Genomic DNA, 18,909 nt, shown 5'->3' with positions numbered 1-18,909 from the left:
TTGATCACTAAAATTATTTTTTGATGTCTAATGCGCTATCTGAGTTTTCTCTAGATGAAAATAGAATTTTTTATGGCAGAGATTCTCTGTTGCGTTTAGATAAATTTCTAAAAGAAGGCTTCTACTCGAAGATATTTGTTTTGGTAGATAACAATACCCATAAATACTGTTTGCCTCATTTACTTTCTAATATCACATTAAGCGATCATAATCTGATAAAAATTCCTTTTGGAGAAGAGAATAAAACCATAGAGACCTGTATTTATATATGGCAAAAGATGACTGAATTGGGTGCAGATCGAAAGAGCTTGGTGATAAATTTAGGCGGAGGTGTTTTGACCGATATGGGATCTTTTGCTTGTTCTTGTTTTAAAAGAGGAGTTCGATTTGTAAATATCCCAACGAATCTGTTGAGTATGGTAGACGCTTGTTTTGGAGGCAAAACAGGAATAGATTTTAGAGGGTTAAAGAATCACATAGGTCTATTTTCACATCCTGTCAAGGTGGCTATAGATGTCACTTTCCTAGAGTCCTTAAGTGCAAAACAGTTGCGCTCAGGATTTTCTGAAGTGATAAAACACGCACTTATATATGATGAAAAAATGTGGGAAGAGATACGATCTATAAGACACATAAGTCCTAAGAATATAGAGAAGTTTATTCCAAAATCCATAGATATAAAAAGCTGTATAGTAAGGGTCGACCCAAGGGAAAAGGGACCCAGAAAAGCACTTAATTTTGGACACACCATAGGTCATGCTATAGAATCGTTGTATTTGAACGATCCGAATAAAAAAACACTATTACACGGAGAAGCAATAGCTATTGGGATGATTGCAGAGGCTTATATCTCTCATATAAAATTAGGATTACCCATTTGCAGTGTTCAAGAGATAGAAGAATATATTTTCTCTGTACATGAGTTAGTATATATAGATAAGTTTGATTTTTCTAGCGTTATAGAACTCATAAAGTACGATAAGAAAAATGAATTGGGGACAAATAGTTTTTCTCTACTCTGTCAGATAGGAAAATGTCAGACGGATATTTCTGTAGAAGCAGATATTATATCGCAATCTTTATTGTATTACAACCGTAAAAGATCATCGATCTAGTATTAACTATTAATCGAACTCAGGTTTAAAAGGACAATGCTCTTTTAAACGATTTTTTTAAAAATAATGTGATCGATAAGAGGCTAAAAAAAACGTATTAAAAAAATACATTTCACTACCTTAGCTGCCCTTATATCAGGGCTTATAAATTGTAATATGCAAAACTATTTATCAAAAAAAGAAGAGGATTATTCCAAGTGGTATAACGAGTTGGTAGTAAAAGCTGGTCTAGCTGAAAACTCAGGCGTAAAGGGATGTATGGTCGTAAAGCCTTATGGATATGCTATTTGGGAGAAGATCCAGGCAGAACTGGATAAAAGGTTCAAAGATACAGGGCATGTAAATGCTTATTTTCCAATTTTCATTCCCAAATCTCATATGAATAAAGAAGCAAAACACGTAGATGGTTTTGCTAAGGAATGTGCTGTAGTCACACATTACAGATTAAAGAATGATGAAAATGGAAATTTAGTAGTAGATGAAAATGCAAAATTAGAAGAAGAGCTCATAGTCAGGCCCACTTCAGAAACCATCATATGGGATACTTATAGAAAGTGGATACAGTCGTACAGAGATTTACCTATTTTGATAAATCAATGGGCGAACGTAGTGAGATGGGAGATGAGAACTAGATTTTTTCTCAGAACCACAGAGTTCTTATGGCAAGAAGGACATACCGCTCATGCCACAAGAGAAGAAGCCATAGAAGAGGCTAAGACAATATTAGATTTATATTCTGATTTTGTTCAAGATTTTATGGCTATTCCTGTCATAAAAGGAATTAAAACCGACAGTGAAAGGTTCGCTGGAGCAGATGAGACATTCTGCATAGAAGCACTTATGCAAGATGGAAAGGCTTTGCAAGCTGGAACTTCTCATTTCTTAGGTCAGAACTTCGCTAAGGCTTTCGACGTTAAATTTTCCGATGAAAAAGGAGACACCAATTTTGTATGGGCCACATCTTGGGGTGTTTCCACCAGGCTAATGGGAGCTCTAATCATGACGCACTCGGATAATAAAGGACTTGTATTACCACCTAAGCTAGCGCCTCTACAAGTAGTCATAATCCCTATATATAGAGATGCGAAAGAGTTAAAAGAGATATCAAATAGGGTTGAAGAAATAAAAAAATCTATAGATGCAAAAGGCATATCTGTGAGATATGACGACAATGACAATAAAAAGCCAGGATGGAAATTCAATGAATACGAATTAAAAGGAGTGCCTGTGAGAATCAGTATTGGGATGAAAGAATTAAAAGAAAATACTGTAGAGTTAGTTCGTAGAGACACTCTAGTTAAAGAGGTAATATCCCAAGATATATTAAGCGAAAAAATAGAAATCACATTAGAAGACATGCAGTTTGATCTATTAAAAAAGGCTGAGGAATTTAGAGCAAAAAATACTGTAGAGGTCAACTCTTATGAAGAATTCAAAGAAGTTTTAAAGCAAAAAGGTGGATTTATATCAGCTCATTGGGACGGAACTTCCCATACCGAAGAAGCGATAAAAAAGGAAACTCAGGCATCGATAAGATGTATATTATTAGATTCCAAACAAGAGGAAGGAAAATGCATCTACTCTGGTGAGCCTTCTAATAGAAGAGTTATCTTCGCTAAGGCTTATTGATCTATGACAATAGAGGAGATACAAAAAGAAATAATAGAGGAGTTCTCCCTTTTCGACAATTGGTTAGATAAGTATGAACATCTCATAGAGATAGGTAAATCGATGTCTGTGATGAGTCAAGAGCACAAAACAGATGACAATATCATAAAGGGATGCCAATCTAGAGTGTGGCTTTACGCTCATATAAAAGATGACAAAGTATATTTTTCTGCCGATAGTGATACGGTTATCACCAAAGGGTTAATAGCTCTTATGTTGAGGGTATTCAATGGCCAAGACCCATTGCTAATAGCTCAATCTAACACTGATTTTATAGATGAAATAGGCTTAAAAGAACACTTGACTCCTACACGATCTAACGGCTTATTAGTTATGATAAAACAAATAAAATTTTACGCTATAGCCCTAAAGACCAAAATGAAAAACTGATAGTCAGATCATATGAACTTTTTCAACTAAAAATAGTTATTCAATGTTGATTTACACTTCTCTTTTTATCAGAAGGATTTAATATACATTTGGGGTAAATAAAGATTTAATATTTTTGTTGTAATCAATATAGCGTTATACTAAATATGACTAAAATAATAGCCATAGCTAATCAGAAGGGGGGGGTGGGCAAAACGACCACATCTGTCAATTTATCTGCCGCATTAGGAGTTTTAGAAAAAAAAGTATTACTCATAGATGCCGACCCACAAGCCAATGCTACTTCAGGATTGGGAGTCGATGCCATAAGTTATAATAAGGGTACCTATCAATGTTTAGGACATGAGTTCCCTGCAAGAGAATGCATAATATCTACGAGTACTCCAAATGTAGATCTAATGCCTTCTCATATTGACTTAGTAGCCACCGAGATAGAATTAGTCAATATAGAAAATAGGGAATACATGTTGAGAGATGCAGTATATCCCATATGTGATAATTACGACTATATCATTATAGATTGTGCTCCATCTCTAGGTCTGTTGACTCTGAATGCTCTCACTCTCGCCAGATCTATTATAATCCCCATACAGTGCGAGTACTATGCCCTTGAAGGTTTGGGAAAACTTCTAAACACCATAAAAAGCGTACAAAACACTCATAATAAAGAATTAAATATAGAAGGTATTTTGCTGACTATGTACGACCCGAGACTTAGACTGTCAAATCAAGTGTTGAACGATGTGACAAAACATTTCGAGCACATAGTGTTTAAAACTATTATACACAGAAATATTCGTTTGAGTGAAGCTCCTAGTTTTGGCCAAAACATAATGGAATACGATATTGAAAGTAAAGGTGCTATTAACTATATGAATTTAGCCAGTGAAATCATAGAGAAAAATAATTGAAACTATGGCAAAGAAAGTATTAGGTAAAGGATTATCTGCCCTTCTAGGGCAACCTTCTCTGGGAGATAAAGAAATAAAAGAAGTAGTCAATACAATTATAGAGATAGATATAGATAAAATATCTCCTAACCCTTTCCAACCTAGAACAAATTTTAATTCTGAACATATTAAAGAACTGTCAGAATCTATTGAGCAATTAGGTGTAGTACAGCCTATTACTGTAACCATTTTAGAAAATGGTAAATTCCAATTACTGGCAGGAGAACGAAGATTAAGGGCTAGTAAATTAGCTGGCATAAAAACTATTCCAGCCTACATAAGAGTATCTGACGACCAAGAAATGCTAGAGATAGCACTGGTCGAAAATATACACAGACAAGACTTAGACGCTATAGAAATAGCTCTATCATATAGAAGGCTCATAGACGAATGTAACCTTACTCAAGAAGAGATGAGTCAAAGAGTGAGCAAGGATCGTTCTACCATTACCAATTACCTCCGACTTCTAAAACTAGATCCCATAATACAAAGCGGTATACGAGATAAAATTATAAGTATGGCACATGGTAGAGCCCTCATTAATATTGAAGACCACAATATACAAATGGACCTCTACAAAGAGATAGTAGCAAAAAATTTATCAGTGAGGAAAACCGAGGAACTAGTAAGAAATTATCATCATAAAAAAGTAGCGCCAACGATTATTCCTCTGTCTGAAAAATACAAAGCCGATGAAAAAAAATTGTCTTCCCTCTTGGAAAGCAATGTGGAATTAAAAGTAAACAAAGCTGGCAAAGGAAAAATTATAATTCACTTTAACAACGATATAGATCTCAATAGAATAAAGGGAATATTAAACAATTAATTGTATTACTAGGGTAGTATGAAATTGAAAAAAATACACTTGTTAATAATATTAATATTTCCTATTTACTCTTGTTTTGCTCAAATAGATGAGCTAGACAATGATAAAGAGTCTGATGATAAAATAGAACAAAACAGTAATGAAAATTCTGTCGATCAGATAGAAAGTAACAATATTGAAAGTTCTGCCGTTGAACTAAAAGATAGTGACTATCAAATTAAAAAACTTTTAAATACTGTATATAAATCACCTTCAAAGGCTACTTTTTATTCTTCGGTCCTACCAGGATTAGGACAAGTTTACAATGAAGATTATTGGAAAATACCAGTTATATATGCAGCCATGAGTCTCTGTGCATACTATGGAGTAATATACGATTTGAAATACGAACAATTTAGAAAAGCCTATTTCATAAGACAAAAAGGCGAAAAAGATGAATTCTATGACACTTACAGCAATGAAAACACTTTATTAAGGGGGCAGGACATATACCTTAGATTGAGAAATGTATCACTAATTGTATTAACGGGAGTATATGTACTCAATATAATAGATGCTTTAGTTTATGCTCATCTATACAGCTTCAATACCGACATTGCTCTATCTATAAAGCCGAATCTGATATTAGATAGGAATGATATACACTCTGTGGGATTAAAAATAGCATATGATTTTTAAATTATGAATATAGCTCTTTTAGGATATGGTAAAATGGGTAAGGCTATTGAAAAAACCGCTGTTGAAAAAGGATATAAAATAGTCGCCAGAATAGAAAAAAAGCAGAGTAATATAAATTTTAACAATGCAGATATAGCAATAGAATTTAGCACTCCATCAGGCGCTTTTGAAAATATTAAACAGTGTATAGAAAATAAGATTCCTGTCATATCTGGCACTACTGGATGGTTAGATAATTACCCCCAAATAGTAGAATTATGTACAAAACACGAAGGCACATTTTTGTATTCTTCTAATTTTAGTATAGGAGTAAATATATTTTTCGAAATAATAAAAAAGACTTCTAAGATTATGAGTAAATTCAAAAATTACTCTGTAGGCATAGAAGAAATTCATCACACAGAAAAAAAAGACAGCCCTAGTGGAACGGCTATTAAAATTGCTGAGGAAATAATAAATCAAACAGATAAGACACGATGGATTTTAAACCATTCTCAAAGGCCTGAAGATATACCTATAGTGGCAAAGAGAGTGGATAATACAACGGGAACACACACGGTTTTATATAAGTCTGATATAGACGATATAGAAATAAAACACACTGCCCATAGCAGAGAGGGATTTGTAATGGGAGTAATGTTAGCCTCAGAATGGATTTTGGGGAAAAAAGGAGTCTTCTCTTTTAGAGATATTCTAGAGCTGTAAGGCGCACTAAATTTTTAATAAAAAAACATGAATAACTTTATATTACTACTCATCGTAGGTCATATATATCTCTTTTTTAGAAATTGTAATCTCTTTAAAAGGGCGGGTTATTCTCCATGGAAATCAGCAATACCAATATATAATACAATCATCATTCTAAAAATTATACAACGCCCTTGGTGGTGGGTATTTTTAGTTTGGTGCCCTGCTGTCAATGTAGTCATGTTGCCAGTAATATGGGTAGAGCTAATAGATCGTTTTGGAAAGAGAAGTAGAAATGAAAAAATATTCGTGGTGCTGAGCTTGAGCACTTATATACTTTATATTAATTATTTCGACAAGAGCCCTTACAACAAACAAAGTATAAAAAAGAAAGACAATACTTTTTTTGGATCGCTTTTATTTGCTGTTGTAGGAGCTAGCATCATACGAATATTTACTTTCGAAGCATATACCATTCCTACATCTTCTATGGAGAAATCTATGTTAGTGGGAGACTTTTTATTTGTAAATAAATTGATATACGGTGTACGAATCCCCATGACATTTTTTTCTTTACCATTAATTCACGACAAGATACCATTTATCAATATTCCCTCTTATATAAAAGAAATACAGCTCCCTTATTTTAGAATGCCAAAAATAGCAGATATCGAAAATAATGACATTGTCGTGTTCAATTGGCCAGCAGATACTCTAGATGAAAGGCAAAACACAGTAATCAAGCCAATAGACAAAAAGATAAATTACATAAAGAGATGTGTAGCTATCAGTGGTGATTCATTAGAGATAAAATCTGGAACTCTATTTGTAAATGCAAAACAAGAATCTGAAACCGATAGAAAAAAAATACAATTTTTATATACTGTTATGACAGATGGCACGAAATTGAACACAAAAATATTAAGTGAGAAATTTAATATTACCGAGAAAATAAGTGAATTATACAACAATAAATACCTTTTGTTTCTAACAGGAGATAGTGCAAAAAAAATTGCTGATATAAAAGGTGTTATATCAGTTGAGAGACATATTTATCCAAAACAAGTTGCTGATCCTAGTATTTTCCCAAAGGGAGAAAAGTGGAACGCAGATAATTACGGCCCCATTCTCATACCCGAAAAGGGATCTACTGTGGAGTTAAATACGGATAATTTACCCCTTTATGAAAGGTTGATTTCCGTATATGAAAATAACACTTTACAAGTAAGAGGAAATGATATTTTCATAAATGATCAAATAGCGTCGACTTATACTTTCAAACAGAATTACTATTGGATGATGGGAGATAATCGTCATAATTCCTTAGACTCTCGTTTTTTTGGCTTTGTTCCTGAAGATCATATAGTAGGTAAACCCGTTCTTATTTGGATGAGTTGGGACTCTACAAAAGAAGGTCTGGAAAAAATCAGATGGGAACGCCTAATAAGTGTAATACACGGAGAGGGTAAACTCAAATCTTATTTAATACCATTTCTAATAATCATAACGATTTTATATTCGGGAACGAAATTATATAGGATGAGAAGAAACAAAAAATCTGCGTGAAAAAAGGATTGTTTTGCCTAAGTTATTTTCCTCCTATAGAATATTATTTTAGATGGATAAATCACTTACCAATACTCGAGTGGGAAGAACATTTTCAGAAACAATCTTATAGAAATAGATTCTGTATTTTCGGAGCAAACGGAAAATTATGCTTGAGTATTCCAATAATCCACACAGGTGACAATAACCAAAAGATAAGAGATGTAAAAATATCTTATGATCACCTTTGGCAATCTCATCATTGGAACTCTATATATTCAGCCTATAGATCATCACCTTATTTTGAATTCTATGAAGAAGAAATTAAACTGATCTTTGAGAAAAAAGAACAATTCTTAGTAGACCTAAATATTAAAATACACGAGGTCATTTCTAATATCCTAGAGATAAAGCCCTTTTATGAAAAAACAAATACTTATAAATCACAAATAGATTCTGACACTGTAGATTTTAGAAAAATTCACCCCAAAATAAAAAGTGAATTGACATTCCCTCCTTATACACAGGTCTTCTCAGATAAACACGGATTTTTAGCCAATCTGAGTATTTTAGATTTAATCTTCTCGGAAGGACCTAACGCCTCTCAATACCTAGAATTATTACTAACTGAAAACTCTTTTTAGAAAGAGATTCTCACTTGCTTTGTCTTGTGTTTATAACTTCTTAAATAGCCTCTTGACTATATATTCAAACGCCTTTTTCTAAAAAAAGACACAATACCTATAAAAATTATACTCACTATTATGTAATATATAAAATCAGGTATTGGCAAGGGATCGCCTTTTGCATAAGAGTGCATTCCTCCTAAATAATAATTAACCCCAAAATAGGTCATTATTATAGAGCCTAATCCCAATATCGAAGCCATATTAAATTGAAAAACACCCTTTAAAAAAGGAACTAACCTCATATGAAGTATCAGAGAGTACACGAAAATACTTATGAAAGCCCATGTCTCTTTAGGGTCCCATCCCCAATATCTACCCCAGGATTCATTCGCCCAAACACCTCCCAAAAATGTGCCTATGGTCAACATAAATAGCCCTATTGTTATGGTCATCTCATTTATATAGGTCAATTCTTTTATAGTCAACACTATCCTATCTGTATTTTTTTTGCTTGAAAAAATCATTATGATCAAAACTAATAATCCCAACAGAGCTCCTAAAGCTAGAAAGCCATAACTAGCCACAATGACAGATACGTGAATAGACAACCAATAGGATTTTAAAACTGGTTGTAAATTGGTTATCTCTGGATCTAGCCAATTCAGACTGGCAACCCACAGTATCAACGAAGCTAAAATAGCAGTAGAAGAAAGAGTTATAGGAGATTTTTTACAGAATATTATCCCCGATAAAATAGTGGCCCAACCTACATAAATCATACTCTCATATCCGTTACTCCAAGGGGCATTTCCAGAGATGTACCACCTTAAAATCAAACCTAAAGTATGAGCTATAAAACACAGTACAGTAAGGCCTCCTAAAAAAAATAAAGAATAGTTTAATACTCTAGAACGATTGATAAATATAGTGGCAAAACAAACCATCAGCATAGATATGCCCAACAAGAGATAGTATTTGAACAACCTGTTGAAAATATCTACTTTGTTATAAAATATCTCGGCCTCTATTTTACTGTCAGATGGAATTATCTCCCAACCGTATTTCCTCTGGAATTTACTTATGTATTCTATTTTTTTATCTGCATCTTTCCAATTTCCTGTCTCTTTAGCTTTTTTTAACTCTTCTAGATACCAACCAAAGACATTTGTTATAAATAGGGAATCTTTCTTTTGGAACATACTGATATCACCCACAGGGGAATACCATTTATTATCACTGTCATTTGGAAGTGGAAATATCTCTAAAAAACCTTTGTGTAAAAGAGAATATAAAATATTTATTCTCTCGTCTAGGGCCATAATAGCCTTGTCGTATTCAGTTCGTGCCAAAGGCTTTTTTTTATACGATTTAGAGACTTCATCTCTCAATAGATAAGTGCCTTTTTCGTCGAAAGCATCTAGAAAAGCTATATACTTTTTTGCTTCAAATTTGTTTCGTAAATCCTTATTACTGACATATATAAAAGGGATATGTTGCCAAGACATAGGATTAGACATCATAGATATAAACACCTGATTAGCACTGTAATTCTCAAAGTGATTTTCCCTGTGTATCTTCCTCAGAATCTTAGAAGCCAATGTGTTGATAGGTTCTATTCGGCCCTTGTTTTGAACCAAGAGATATCCCACCTTTTCAGAGTGCTGCTTATCTATGGCAATAGTTTTCTTTATAGAGTCTACATCTATACTCTTATTATTTACTTCATTAATTTGAGCATTTGAGTTAAGAAAAGGCACAGATAATAAAAAGAGCAAAATTTGTTTTTTCTCACTTATGATATCTATCTTTTTCTTCAGCTTTGAGAACCTAGATTTTTTACTAAAAAGAGTCCAGGACATTCCTATTAGCAATAACATATAACCTATATAGCTGACTGTGGTACCTAAAAAATCGTGATTTACAGAAAAAACTGAACCCTTCTCATCTGAATCAAAAGAAGATTGAAAAAATCTATACCCTCTGTAATCCAAGACGTTATTCATAAAAATCCTATAAGGAATAATCACATCATTTTGTTGGTCTATGACTGTAACCTCACTAGCAAAGGAAGAATAACTACTTATAGTTCCAGGATACTTTTCAGCATTAAACTTATCTAACCTAATAGCAAATGGCAAATCTATTTTTTTAGCACCATACCTAATATTTACATTTAATCCGCCTATTTCTATTTCTTTCATCTTGTTAAAAGAGCCTTTGCCCCCTTTTAATTCGACCTTTTTACTCTCATGGTTTAGACAGACATCTAGAATTAAAACATCTTCAGCATTATCCTCTTTATCACCTTTTATCCACTTAAAACTAAGACTGTCAAAAACCTCTTTGAGAACTATTTTGACTCCTGAAAAATCATATAAGGTAGCTTGGTTAAAGCTATGGGTCATATCCTTTTCTAAAGATCCTTCGTGTTTATCTGACATGCGCATAAAAGTGGTGGGAAAAGGAGAGTTAAAGTACAATTCTCCATCTTTTAAAAAGATATTTACAGCTCCTTTTTGCTCATTGTTCAAAGTGAAGACCAAATTGTTAATCAATTTAGTTTCTAAATCTTGTATATATATATTATCTCGGCCATTATCCGAAGTGCTTACTAAGTGTAAAGTATACTTGCCTCCAGGAGATTGGATTAGATCTCTTTTGGCGTTGGGGATAAAATCTACATATTTCAAGAATATTTCTCGGTCTAAAAAATCGTACTTATGTTCGAAATATCGGTTGCCTATTTCCGATAGATTTTTTCTTTTTGGAGCATATACTTTTTGCTGATTATCATTATCTATCCTAACTTGCAAGTAATTATTATAAGACAAAATATAATCGCTTTGTTCTCCCTCTCTAATATGCATAATGCCCTCAAAACTGATATACCTAGTAATTGCACCTCCTAGCAGGATTACTATAAAAGCTATATGAAAAGTTAGAAGAGAATACTTTTTTCTCTCGATTAGCTTATACTTAAATATATGACCTATAAAATTTATAGCTAACAAAACCTGTATTACTTCAAACCACAGAGCTTCATATATAATATTTTTTGCTGCAGGAGTGCCGTAATCATTTTCTATAAAAGTGCCAAGAGCCATAGATACAGCATATGTTAGTATTAATATCAACGCCAGCTTGGTAGAAAATAATACTCTTTCTATACTATTGGTTATTTTAATATTAGTCTTTTTGTTTTCCATAAATTATTATGCCATCTCTTTCTTTATCTTATCGAATAACTCCTTGACAGATTCATTTCTGACGATTGCTCCACGAGTCACATAGGAAATTTCACCACTCTCTTCTGAAACTATTATAACCAAAGAATCAGTGTCTTCTGTAATCCCTACGGCCGCTCTGTGTCTGAGTCCCATATTTCTAGGTATGTGTTTTTTTTCGGACACTGGTAACACTGCCCTCACTGCTATGATTTTATTCCCCCTAACTATGATAGCTCCATCGTGCAAAGGGCTATTTTTAAAAAATATACTCTCTAAAATAGCTGAATTCAACTCTACATTCATATCGATTTTGGTCTGAATAATATCGTCCAAATTATTATTGCGTTCTAATACTATGAGAGCCCCAGTCTTGGTAGAAGAAAATAGCTGACAGGCATCCATTACTGCTTTTAAGTCTATCTTCAAATCTAAAACCATATTATCGCTGAAGAAACGATTCATAATAAAAGGGATATTAGTGAACTTGCTCGTACCTATCATCAACAAAAAAGTCCGTATCTCTTGTTGAAATACAACTACCAAAATTAATACACCAACGCTTACTATCTTGTCTAAAATCTCATTTAGAAGCACCAAATCTAGCATCCCTACCAACTTCCAAACAACTATAACTATTAATGCTCCAATAAAGATATTAAGAGTTACTTTCCTCTTTAAAAATATATAACCTTGATAGATCAGTATAGCTACTAATATAATATCTATTATGTCTAATACCCCGAAGTCTATATAATTCACAACGTATTATATTTGTGACAAACTTAGAAAATATCTATAATAGGTAAAAAATCCTTGGGGAAGTACAGAATGTATTTTACCTCATCGGTAGAATTGCATATGAATTTGTAGTGTTGCGATACATCACACATATTAATTAAATTATTATTCTCATCCAAGAATTTTATACTATCCTTTATATTACATGTGTTTCTAGCTTCTATCTGACCTATGAAGTACGAACTCTGTTCTAAGGTGATTCCGTATTTATCACCTATTCTTTTTTTTACATCTTCTATCTTTTCAAGATCAAATGGGGTCGATGATATCTTGGTTTTAAATAATTTTCTATTTATCAACATAGAACTCAACTTAGACAATATCAAATCTTCTGCGTATTGCCATTTCTTTACCAAACACATTATATCGGAATCATCTATATGACTAAATGCCTCTAATGTGTTTTGTTTGTTTTCATCTAGAAAGGCTTTATCATTATTATTTCTCAGGAAAAATCCTATTCCATCAGATGGTAAATCAAACCCCTCTTTAACTAATTCCTTGGCTCTTCTAAATATGTTTTTTAGTATGACCTCTGTAGAGGTACTCGTCTTGTGTAAGTAGACCTGCCAATACATAAATCTCCTGGCAAAAATGAATTTCTCAACCGAGTATATTCCCTTTATATCTATTACTAACTCATCCTCGACTATGTCTAGCATAGAGAGTAATCTCAAAGAATTTATATCTCCTTCTATCACACCTGTATTGAAACTATCTCTCTTTAAATAATCTAGTCTATCCATATCAAATTGACTAGATACTAACTGATGTAAAAATTTCTTTTGATAATCACCTTTAAAGATTTCTATAGCCATAGACAGTTTCCCTTGAAATTGATCGTTTAGAATAGTCATAAACTCTAAAGACAATTTTTCGTGATGCACTTCTAAGATTATATTTTCCAATGCATGAGAATAAGGACCATGCCCTATATCGTGTAATAGTATAGCTATCAAAGCTGCTTGCTTTTCTTGTTGGGTTATGACATTCCCCTTAGATATTAAGGTATCTAAAGCAATATTCATAAGATACATAGCTCCTATGGCATGACTAAACCTAGTGTGATGCGCACTCGGATATACCATATGCGTTAAGCCTAGCTGATTTATTCTCCTCATCCTCTGCAAATACCTAGTCTCTATTAACTCGAGTATGAGAGGGTCCTTCATATTTATGGGACCATAAATAGGATCGTTAAACGCAATGTTTTTTTCTAATGGTATTTTTTTCAAGGTAAAATTCTCATCTATTGATCTACTTCCCCAATCTTCTCTTTTACCACTGCCTTTAACTCTTCTAATAAAACAGGGTCTTCTTTCAGAATACTCTTTACATTTTCTCTGCCTTGAGCTAACTTTTTATCTTTATAACTAAACCAAGATCCGCTCTTTTTCAAAACGTCGAAATCAACAGCTAAGTTTAGGATTTCACCTATTTGAGAGATGCCTTCACCATATATGATATCGAATTCTGCAGTCTTAAATGGAGGAGCTACTTTGTTTTTTACTACCTTGACCTTTGTGGGATTTCCAATGACCTTATCTCCATCTTTTATAGCTGGTTTCTTTCTGATATCCAATCTAATAGTAGAGTAAAATTTCAATGCATTACCTCCTGTGGTGGTCTCAGGATTGCCGTATATAACACCTATTTTATCTCTTAGCTGATTTATAAAAATCATAGTGCACTTAGTCTTACTAATAGAAGAGGTTAGCTTTCTCAAGGCTTGAGACATCAGCCTGGCGTGAATTCCCATTTTTGAATCTCCCATCTCTCCATCTATCTCACTCTTTGGAGTGAGTGCAGCCACAGAGTCTATCACTATTATATCTATAGCCCCTGATCTGATTAAGTTATCTGCTATCTCAAGAGCCTGCTCTCCATTATCTGGTTGAGAAATAATGAGTTCTTCTATATTTATACCTAATTTCTTGGCGTAAAACATATCGAAAGCGTGTTCGGCATCTATAAAGGCTGCTGTGCCATTTAATTTTTGAGCCTCATTTATAGCGTGTAGCGTTAAGGTCGTTTTTCCAGAAGACTCAGGACCGTATATCTCTATTATTCTCCCACGAGGATAACCCCCTACTCCCAAAGCTAAATCCAAGCCTAAAGACCCTGTAGGAATAACATCTATCTCTCTTATAGGCGCATCGCCCATCCTCATTACGGTTCCCTTGCCATAAGATTTATCTAGTTTATCTAAAACTAGATCTAAAGCTTTTCGCTTTTCTTCCCTTTGTTTGTCTGATTGTTTGTCCGACATTTTTATTTCAATATTTGATTTGTGTGATCTTTGGTCTTAACATCAGTAATTACTTCTTCTATAATGCCGTTTTCATCTATTATAAAAGTAGTTCTAAAAATACCGTTATATGATTTTCCCATAAATTTTTTTTCTCCAAAAACCCCATAAGCTTCAACTACTTTTTGATCCGTATCAGACAAAAGAGAATAAGGCAATTCTTTTTTTTCCTTGAAACTGAGTTGCTTGCTTTGTGTATCGCAACTAACACCTAAAACCTGATAATTATTTTCTTCTAATTTTGAATAATTGTCTCTTAGGTTACAAGCCTCTGCAGTACATCCTGGGGTGTTAGCTCTTGGATAAAAAAATAAGACCAATTTTTTCCCTTTAAAATCCGAAAGAGATACGGTTTGACCGTCTTGATCTTTTGATGTGAAATGTGGGGCTACATCACCTTTTTTTAAATGAGTCATAAAACTAATATTTTTTGGAACGGAACTTCTAAGTGTTGAAACAAAAGTAATATTAATGTGCAAAATCTATTAACTAACTTTTAATATTTCATTTTATTTACTTTTGTCAGCGTCTAAAAAAACCTATAAATAAAGCACATCAATAGCAAATCAATTATGAAAGTAGGTATAATCATGGGAAGCAAAAGCGACTTACCTGTCATGGAAGAAGCAAATCAATTTCTAAAAAATATGGATATAGAGACCGAAGTCAGAATTGTCTCAGCTCATAGAACCCCAGAAAAAATGTTTGAATACGCTTATTCTGCACACAATAGGGATATCAAAGTTATCATAGCAGGAGCAGGAGGGGCAGCTCATTTACCTGGAATGGTAGCCTCCCTATCTCCTCTTCCTGTAATAGGAGTCCCAATAAAATCTCGTAATTCTATAGATGGATGGGATTCTATACTGTCCATATTACAGATGCCCTCTGGAGTGCCCGTGGCTACTGTAGCCCTAAACGGAGCCACAAATGCTGCTATATTAGCAGCTCAAATAATAGGCGTTCACAATGAAGATGTTAAAAATAAAGTAATAGAATTTAAAAAGTCTCTTGCAGAAAAAGTTGGATAACCTTTAGTTCCCTATAGTGCCTCTTCGACTTGTATTCCATTTTTGGTGTATACTAAAAAGGCTTTTATACTTTCCAATCGCTCTAGCCTTTTTAAAGTTGATATATATTGTTTTATCTGAATTTTATCTTCGTCTTTTTTTTCACCTGTTTTAAAATCTAAAATGCCTATAGATTTATCTGGAAATACAACTACTCTATCGGGGCGCAGCACTTTTCCATCTTCCAATACAATGTCTCTTTCATTTATTGTATAAACATCACTTGAAAAGAAAGGTTTTATTTTTTTGTGATTTACAATACCCTCTATCAATCTGTGTAACTGATTTTTTTCTTTATAATTTATAATTCCCTCGTTTAGGGTGTTGATCAATACTTTTTTTAGATCTTTCTCTGATTCTATTTTAGATAAGATATCGTGTATTGTGTTTCCAAATAGCGTTTTAGGATTATCTATCCATCTCTTCTGAGCTTGTACCTCTATGGATAACTGATCTCTTTTTCTCCAGTTGTTAAACACTATATTCTCTACAGTATATGTCGACTTATGATCATTTTTCTTGTTTGAAAAACACTTTTGCACTCCCAACTCATAACTAGATCTGCCCTTTAGAAATAGTTCCATTATATGGCTGACATCAGATATATCATCTATGTTTTTTTTCTTAGTCGTATTGGTAAATAAATACAAGTGTTCTTGAGCTCGGGTAAATGCTACGTATAATAAATTTAGGTTGTCAAAAAAAACATTTTGTTTTATCATTTGATGATTTTCAGAATATTTGGCAGATATATCAAAAGATATTCCGTTTATATCAATAGAGTCTATCTCTTTGGAGAGATTTATCTTCCAATTTAAAAAAGGGATTATCACTATTGGAAATTCAAGGCCTTTAGATTTGTGTATGGTCAGTATTTTTACTCCATTATTCGATTGTGATGATATTGAAGCTCTGTCTTTTCTTCTAGTGTCCCAATACTCTAAAAATTTGTGTAAGTCGTCTATATTTCTACTTGTAAAATGTAATATCTCATCATATAAATTTTGTATGTAAACATTACTTTTATACTCCTCATCTAGGAACTTAAAAGCTAAAAATTCTGTTAATTCGTAAATGGATAGTTGATTTATAAAATCCAATTTTATGTCGTGTCTTTTAAAAAAACCCAAAATATCTACATCTTTAGATATAAAATCCATTTCCCCTAAAAAAATCAATATATGGGCCAAATATTTTTTATCCAAAGGGTTGGCTAAGGCTTTTAAAATACTGATTAAAAAATTTATTTCAGAGTGATTTTTCAACAACAGCCCTTCCGAAGAGATTACTTCTATATTGTTAGATATTAAATATTCTGCTATTAGTTTAATTTCACTATTATTTCGAACTATTACAGCTATATCACCTTTTAGATATCCTTTGCTTAGGCATTGCTCTATTTTGATTTTAATCTCTGATAAAACAGTTTCTTGATCTTTTTCCAGAGTACTTATTTGCACAAACCCCTCATTATGTAAATTCTGAGCGCCTACCTTTTGCTGACTATCGTAAACTTTAATATTTTCTTTATCCTCTAAGATATTTTTTACAGAAGAGAAAAACACATTGTTGAATTCTACTATTTTTCCAGCGCTTCGGAAATTGTATTCTAGTGTCTTTTGAAAGTTATTAGGGTCAGAAGAAAGATCTAAGAATTGTTTTACATTTCCATTTCTCCATCTATAGATGGCTTGTTTCCCATCTCCTACCAAGGTAACATCACCGCCTTGGGATGTAGAATTTTCTAAAAGAGGTAAAAAATTATGCCACTGCATAGACGAAGTATCTTGGAATTCATCTATAAAATAGTGTTTGTATTTTTCTCCTATTTTCTCATATATATACCGAGCTGGTAGATTTTTTATTCTCTTTGATATGAGTTTGTTAAAATCTGAAATGAAGATGATATTATTTTCCTTTTTTATATTTTCTATCTTCTCATTTACTTTGTGTAAAAGTATAGTGGGATAAAGTTTTTTTTGTGCGTTTTTATATCTCTCTATTTCTTCTGTTTTCTCAACAGAAAAATTAATAAAAGAGATAATATCACTTTCCATAGACAGTACTGTGTCTTCATCTGAGGCTCTGCTTTTTGGACACCAAGTCGACTCTCCATTAATGCACTTTATAAGTGTAGATTGAACTTTTGTTGAATCTCCATTTTCAATTTTGCTGAGATAGTTAGGGAGACAACCGCGTCTAAAACTGTTTTCTAGATCTTTGTCTTTTATTTTATTTAAAAGAGCTCTTGCATTTTCTCTTAAAACTGTTCCATCTGTTTTCTCAGAAAATATTTGTAATAATTCATCTACATCGCTTTTTTTTATTCTCTTTAATTTAGGTAGTCTATCATAAAAAGATTCCCTCTCTATGCTTTTAGATATTTTTATCAAGTCTTTTCTGACATCCCATTTTTCATCTGTATTTATCTTTTGCAAAGCGAATTTTGTTAGAAATGAGGTGGTGTCTTCATCTACATTTATATCTTCCATAAGGCTCTCTACACCTCTTTTTGAGTATGTGCTCATATCTGTTTCTAAACTGAAATTGTTTTGCAGTTTCATTTCCACGGCAAAGACCCTTACGAGCTGATGAAAGAATTTATCTATTGTGCAAATGGGAAAATCTGAATAATTGTGGAGTATATTAGATAATAATTCTACAGCTTTTTTTCTGACAGTATTTTCATCTTCATTTAACTCCTTTGCTATGGAGAGTAATTTTTCATCTTGAGGATTAGATTTTATTTTGATTAAATCACCTATGATCCTCTCACGCATTTCTTGGGCAGCTTTATTTGTGAAAGTCACGGCTAATATATTTTTAAAAGCATAGGGATTCTTATCCAAACATAGTTTTAGATATTCTCTAGTTACAGTATAGGTTTTTCCAGATCCAGCCGAGGCGTTATAGATTATAAAATTTGACATTTTCTAGGGTTATACTCTGTTAAAAGATGTCTTTTTCACACACGATACAAATGTAAACTACTTAGATAATTTGAACTTTCTAAAATGT

16 protein-coding genes are annotated in these 18,909 nt (G+C 32.9%); 10 read left to right on the top strand and 6 right to left on the bottom strand.

The window, feature by feature from the left end; genetic code table 11:
- Nucleotides 1-23: 23 nt before the first annotated feature.
- From JBKA6_RS01450 to JBKA6_RS01410, 9 genes are all read left to right on the top strand, one after another.
- Entirely contained in the window at nt 24-1,115 is a 1,092-nt protein-coding gene (locus tag JBKA6_RS01450) for a 3-dehydroquinate synthase (protein ID WP_096685151.1), read from the top strand.
- Between the two features lie 156 nt (nt 1,116-1,271).
- On the top strand, nt 1,272-2,744 hold the full coding sequence (proS, locus tag JBKA6_RS01445) for a proline--tRNA ligase (protein WP_096685149.1): 1,473 nt from the start codon (nt 1,272-1,274) through the stop codon (nt 2,742-2,744).
- A gap of 3 nt (nt 2,745-2,747) precedes the next feature.
- A complete protein-coding gene (locus JBKA6_RS01440; RefSeq protein WP_096685146.1) occupies nt 2,748-3,173 on the top strand; it encodes a SufE family protein in 426 nt (141 codons plus the stop codon).
- Between the two features lie 146 nt (nt 3,174-3,319).
- Nucleotides 3,320-4,084, top strand: coding sequence for a ParA family protein (locus JBKA6_RS01435; protein WP_096685143.1), 765 nt, complete (start codon nt 3,320-3,322; stop codon nt 4,082-4,084).
- A gap of 4 nt (nt 4,085-4,088) precedes the next feature.
- A complete protein-coding gene (locus JBKA6_RS01430; protein WP_231952067.1) occupies nt 4,089-4,949 on the top strand; it encodes a ParB/RepB/Spo0J family partition protein in 861 nt (286 codons plus the stop codon).
- Between the two features lie 18 nt (nt 4,950-4,967).
- Entirely contained in the window at nt 4,968-5,627 is a 660-nt protein-coding gene (locus JBKA6_RS01425; protein WP_096685137.1) for a DUF5683 domain-containing protein, read from the top strand.
- 3 nt (nt 5,628-5,630) lie between these two features.
- Entirely contained in the window at nt 5,631-6,332 is a 702-nt protein-coding gene (dapB, locus tag JBKA6_RS01420; protein ID WP_096685133.1) for a 4-hydroxy-tetrahydrodipicolinate reductase, read from the top strand.
- A gap of 27 nt (nt 6,333-6,359) precedes the next feature.
- A complete protein-coding gene (gene lepB, locus JBKA6_RS01415) occupies nt 6,360-7,880 on the top strand; it encodes a signal peptidase I (RefSeq protein ID WP_096685129.1) in 1,521 nt (506 codons plus the stop codon).
- Nucleotides 7,877-8,503, top strand: a complete 627-nt coding sequence (locus tag JBKA6_RS01410) for a WbqC family protein (RefSeq protein WP_157776866.1) — start codon at nt 7,877-7,879, stop codon at nt 8,501-8,503. The genes lepB and JBKA6_RS01410 overlap by 4 nt, the downstream gene beginning before the upstream one ends.
- Nucleotides 8,504-8,559: 56 nt before the next feature.
- Here the strand turns inward: JBKA6_RS01410 and ccsA are convergent, their stop codons facing one another.
- From ccsA to bcp, 5 genes are all read right to left on the bottom strand, one after another.
- Nucleotides 8,560-11,694, bottom strand: a complete 3,135-nt coding sequence (gene ccsA, locus JBKA6_RS01405) for a cytochrome c biogenesis protein CcsA (RefSeq protein WP_096685123.1) — start codon at nt 11,692-11,694, stop codon at nt 8,560-8,562.
- A gap of 6 nt (nt 11,695-11,700) precedes the next feature.
- Nucleotides 11,701-12,474, bottom strand: a complete 774-nt coding sequence (locus tag JBKA6_RS01400) for a diadenylate cyclase (RefSeq protein WP_096685120.1) — start codon at nt 12,472-12,474, stop codon at nt 11,701-11,703.
- A gap of 23 nt (nt 12,475-12,497) precedes the next feature.
- A complete protein-coding gene (locus tag JBKA6_RS01395) occupies nt 12,498-13,685 on the bottom strand; it encodes an HD domain-containing protein (protein WP_172843089.1) in 1,188 nt (395 codons plus the stop codon).
- Between the two features lie 77 nt (nt 13,686-13,762).
- Nucleotides 13,763-14,782, bottom strand: coding sequence for a recombinase RecA (gene recA / locus JBKA6_RS01390; RefSeq protein ID WP_096685115.1), 1,020 nt, complete (start codon nt 14,780-14,782; stop codon nt 13,763-13,765).
- A gap of 2 nt (nt 14,783-14,784) precedes the next feature.
- Nucleotides 14,785-15,237, bottom strand: coding sequence for a thioredoxin-dependent thiol peroxidase (gene bcp / locus JBKA6_RS01385; RefSeq protein ID WP_096685112.1), 453 nt, complete (start codon nt 15,235-15,237; stop codon nt 14,785-14,787).
- 153 nt (nt 15,238-15,390) lie between these two features.
- On the opposite strand from bcp, the gene purE reads away from it, so the two are divergent.
- Nucleotides 15,391-15,852: a 5-(carboxyamino)imidazole ribonucleotide mutase gene (gene purE / locus JBKA6_RS01380; protein WP_172843124.1), complete on the top strand. Its 462-nt coding sequence runs from the start codon at nt 15,391-15,393 to the stop codon at nt 15,850-15,852.
- An 11-nt stretch (nt 15,853-15,863) separates the two neighbouring features.
- Here purE and JBKA6_RS01375 read toward each other — a convergent pair whose 3' ends face one another.
- Nucleotides 15,864-18,821 carry a UvrD-helicase domain-containing protein gene (locus JBKA6_RS01375; protein ID WP_096685109.1) on the bottom strand — a complete coding sequence of 986 codons (2,958 nt, stop codon included), beginning with the start codon at nt 18,819-18,821 and terminating at the stop codon, nt 15,864-15,866.
- Between the last annotated feature and the right edge of the window lie 88 nt (nt 18,822-18,909).

It is taken from the genome of Ichthyobacterium seriolicida, assembly GCF_002369955.1.
Classification (GTDB): Bacteria; Bacteroidota; Bacteroidia; order Flavobacteriales; family Ichthyobacteriaceae; genus Ichthyobacterium; species Ichthyobacterium seriolicida.
The sequence above is the reverse complement of the archived record's forward strand: the minus strand, read 5'-3'. Positions and strand labels throughout refer to the sequence as shown.

Bases quoted from the DNA above. Each gene is read 5' to 3' on its own strand.
- JBKA6_RS01450 (WP_096685151.1), top strand. From the start codon at position 24: ATGTCTAATGCGCTATCTGAGTTTTCTCTAGATGAAAATAGAATTTTT.
- proS (WP_096685149.1), top strand. From the start codon at position 1,272: ATGCAAAACTATTTATCAAAAAAAGAAGAGGATTATTCCAAGTGGTAT.
- JBKA6_RS01440 (WP_096685146.1), top strand. From the start codon at position 2,748: ATGACAATAGAGGAGATACAAAAAGAAATAATAGAGGAGTTCTCCCTT.
- JBKA6_RS01435 (WP_096685143.1), top strand. From the start codon at position 3,320: ATGACTAAAATAATAGCCATAGCTAATCAGAAGGGGGGGGTGGGCAAA.
- JBKA6_RS01430 (WP_231952067.1), top strand. From the start codon at position 4,089: ATGGCAAAGAAAGTATTAGGTAAAGGATTATCTGCCCTTCTAGGGCAA.
- JBKA6_RS01425 (WP_096685137.1), top strand. From the start codon at position 4,968: ATGAAATTGAAAAAAATACACTTGTTAATAATATTAATATTTCCTATT.
- dapB (WP_096685133.1), top strand. From the start codon at position 5,631: ATGAATATAGCTCTTTTAGGATATGGTAAAATGGGTAAGGCTATTGAA.
- lepB (WP_096685129.1), top strand. From the start codon at position 6,360: ATGAATAACTTTATATTACTACTCATCGTAGGTCATATATATCTCTTT.
- ccsA (WP_096685123.1), bottom strand. From the start codon at position 11,694: ATGGAAAACAAAAAGACTAATATTAAAATAACCAATAGTATAGAAAGA.
- JBKA6_RS01395 (WP_172843089.1), bottom strand. From the start codon at position 13,685: ATGAAGGACCCTCTCATACTCGAGTTAATAGAGACTAGGTATTTGCAG.
- recA (WP_096685115.1), bottom strand. From the start codon at position 14,782: ATGTCGGACAAACAATCAGACAAACAAAGGGAAGAAAAGCGAAAAGCT.
- bcp (WP_096685112.1), bottom strand. From the start codon at position 15,237: ATGACTCATTTAAAAAAAGGTGATGTAGCCCCACATTTCACATCAAAA.
- JBKA6_RS01375 (WP_096685109.1), bottom strand. From the start codon at position 18,821: ATGTCAAATTTTATAATCTATAACGCCTCGGCTGGATCTGGAAAAACC.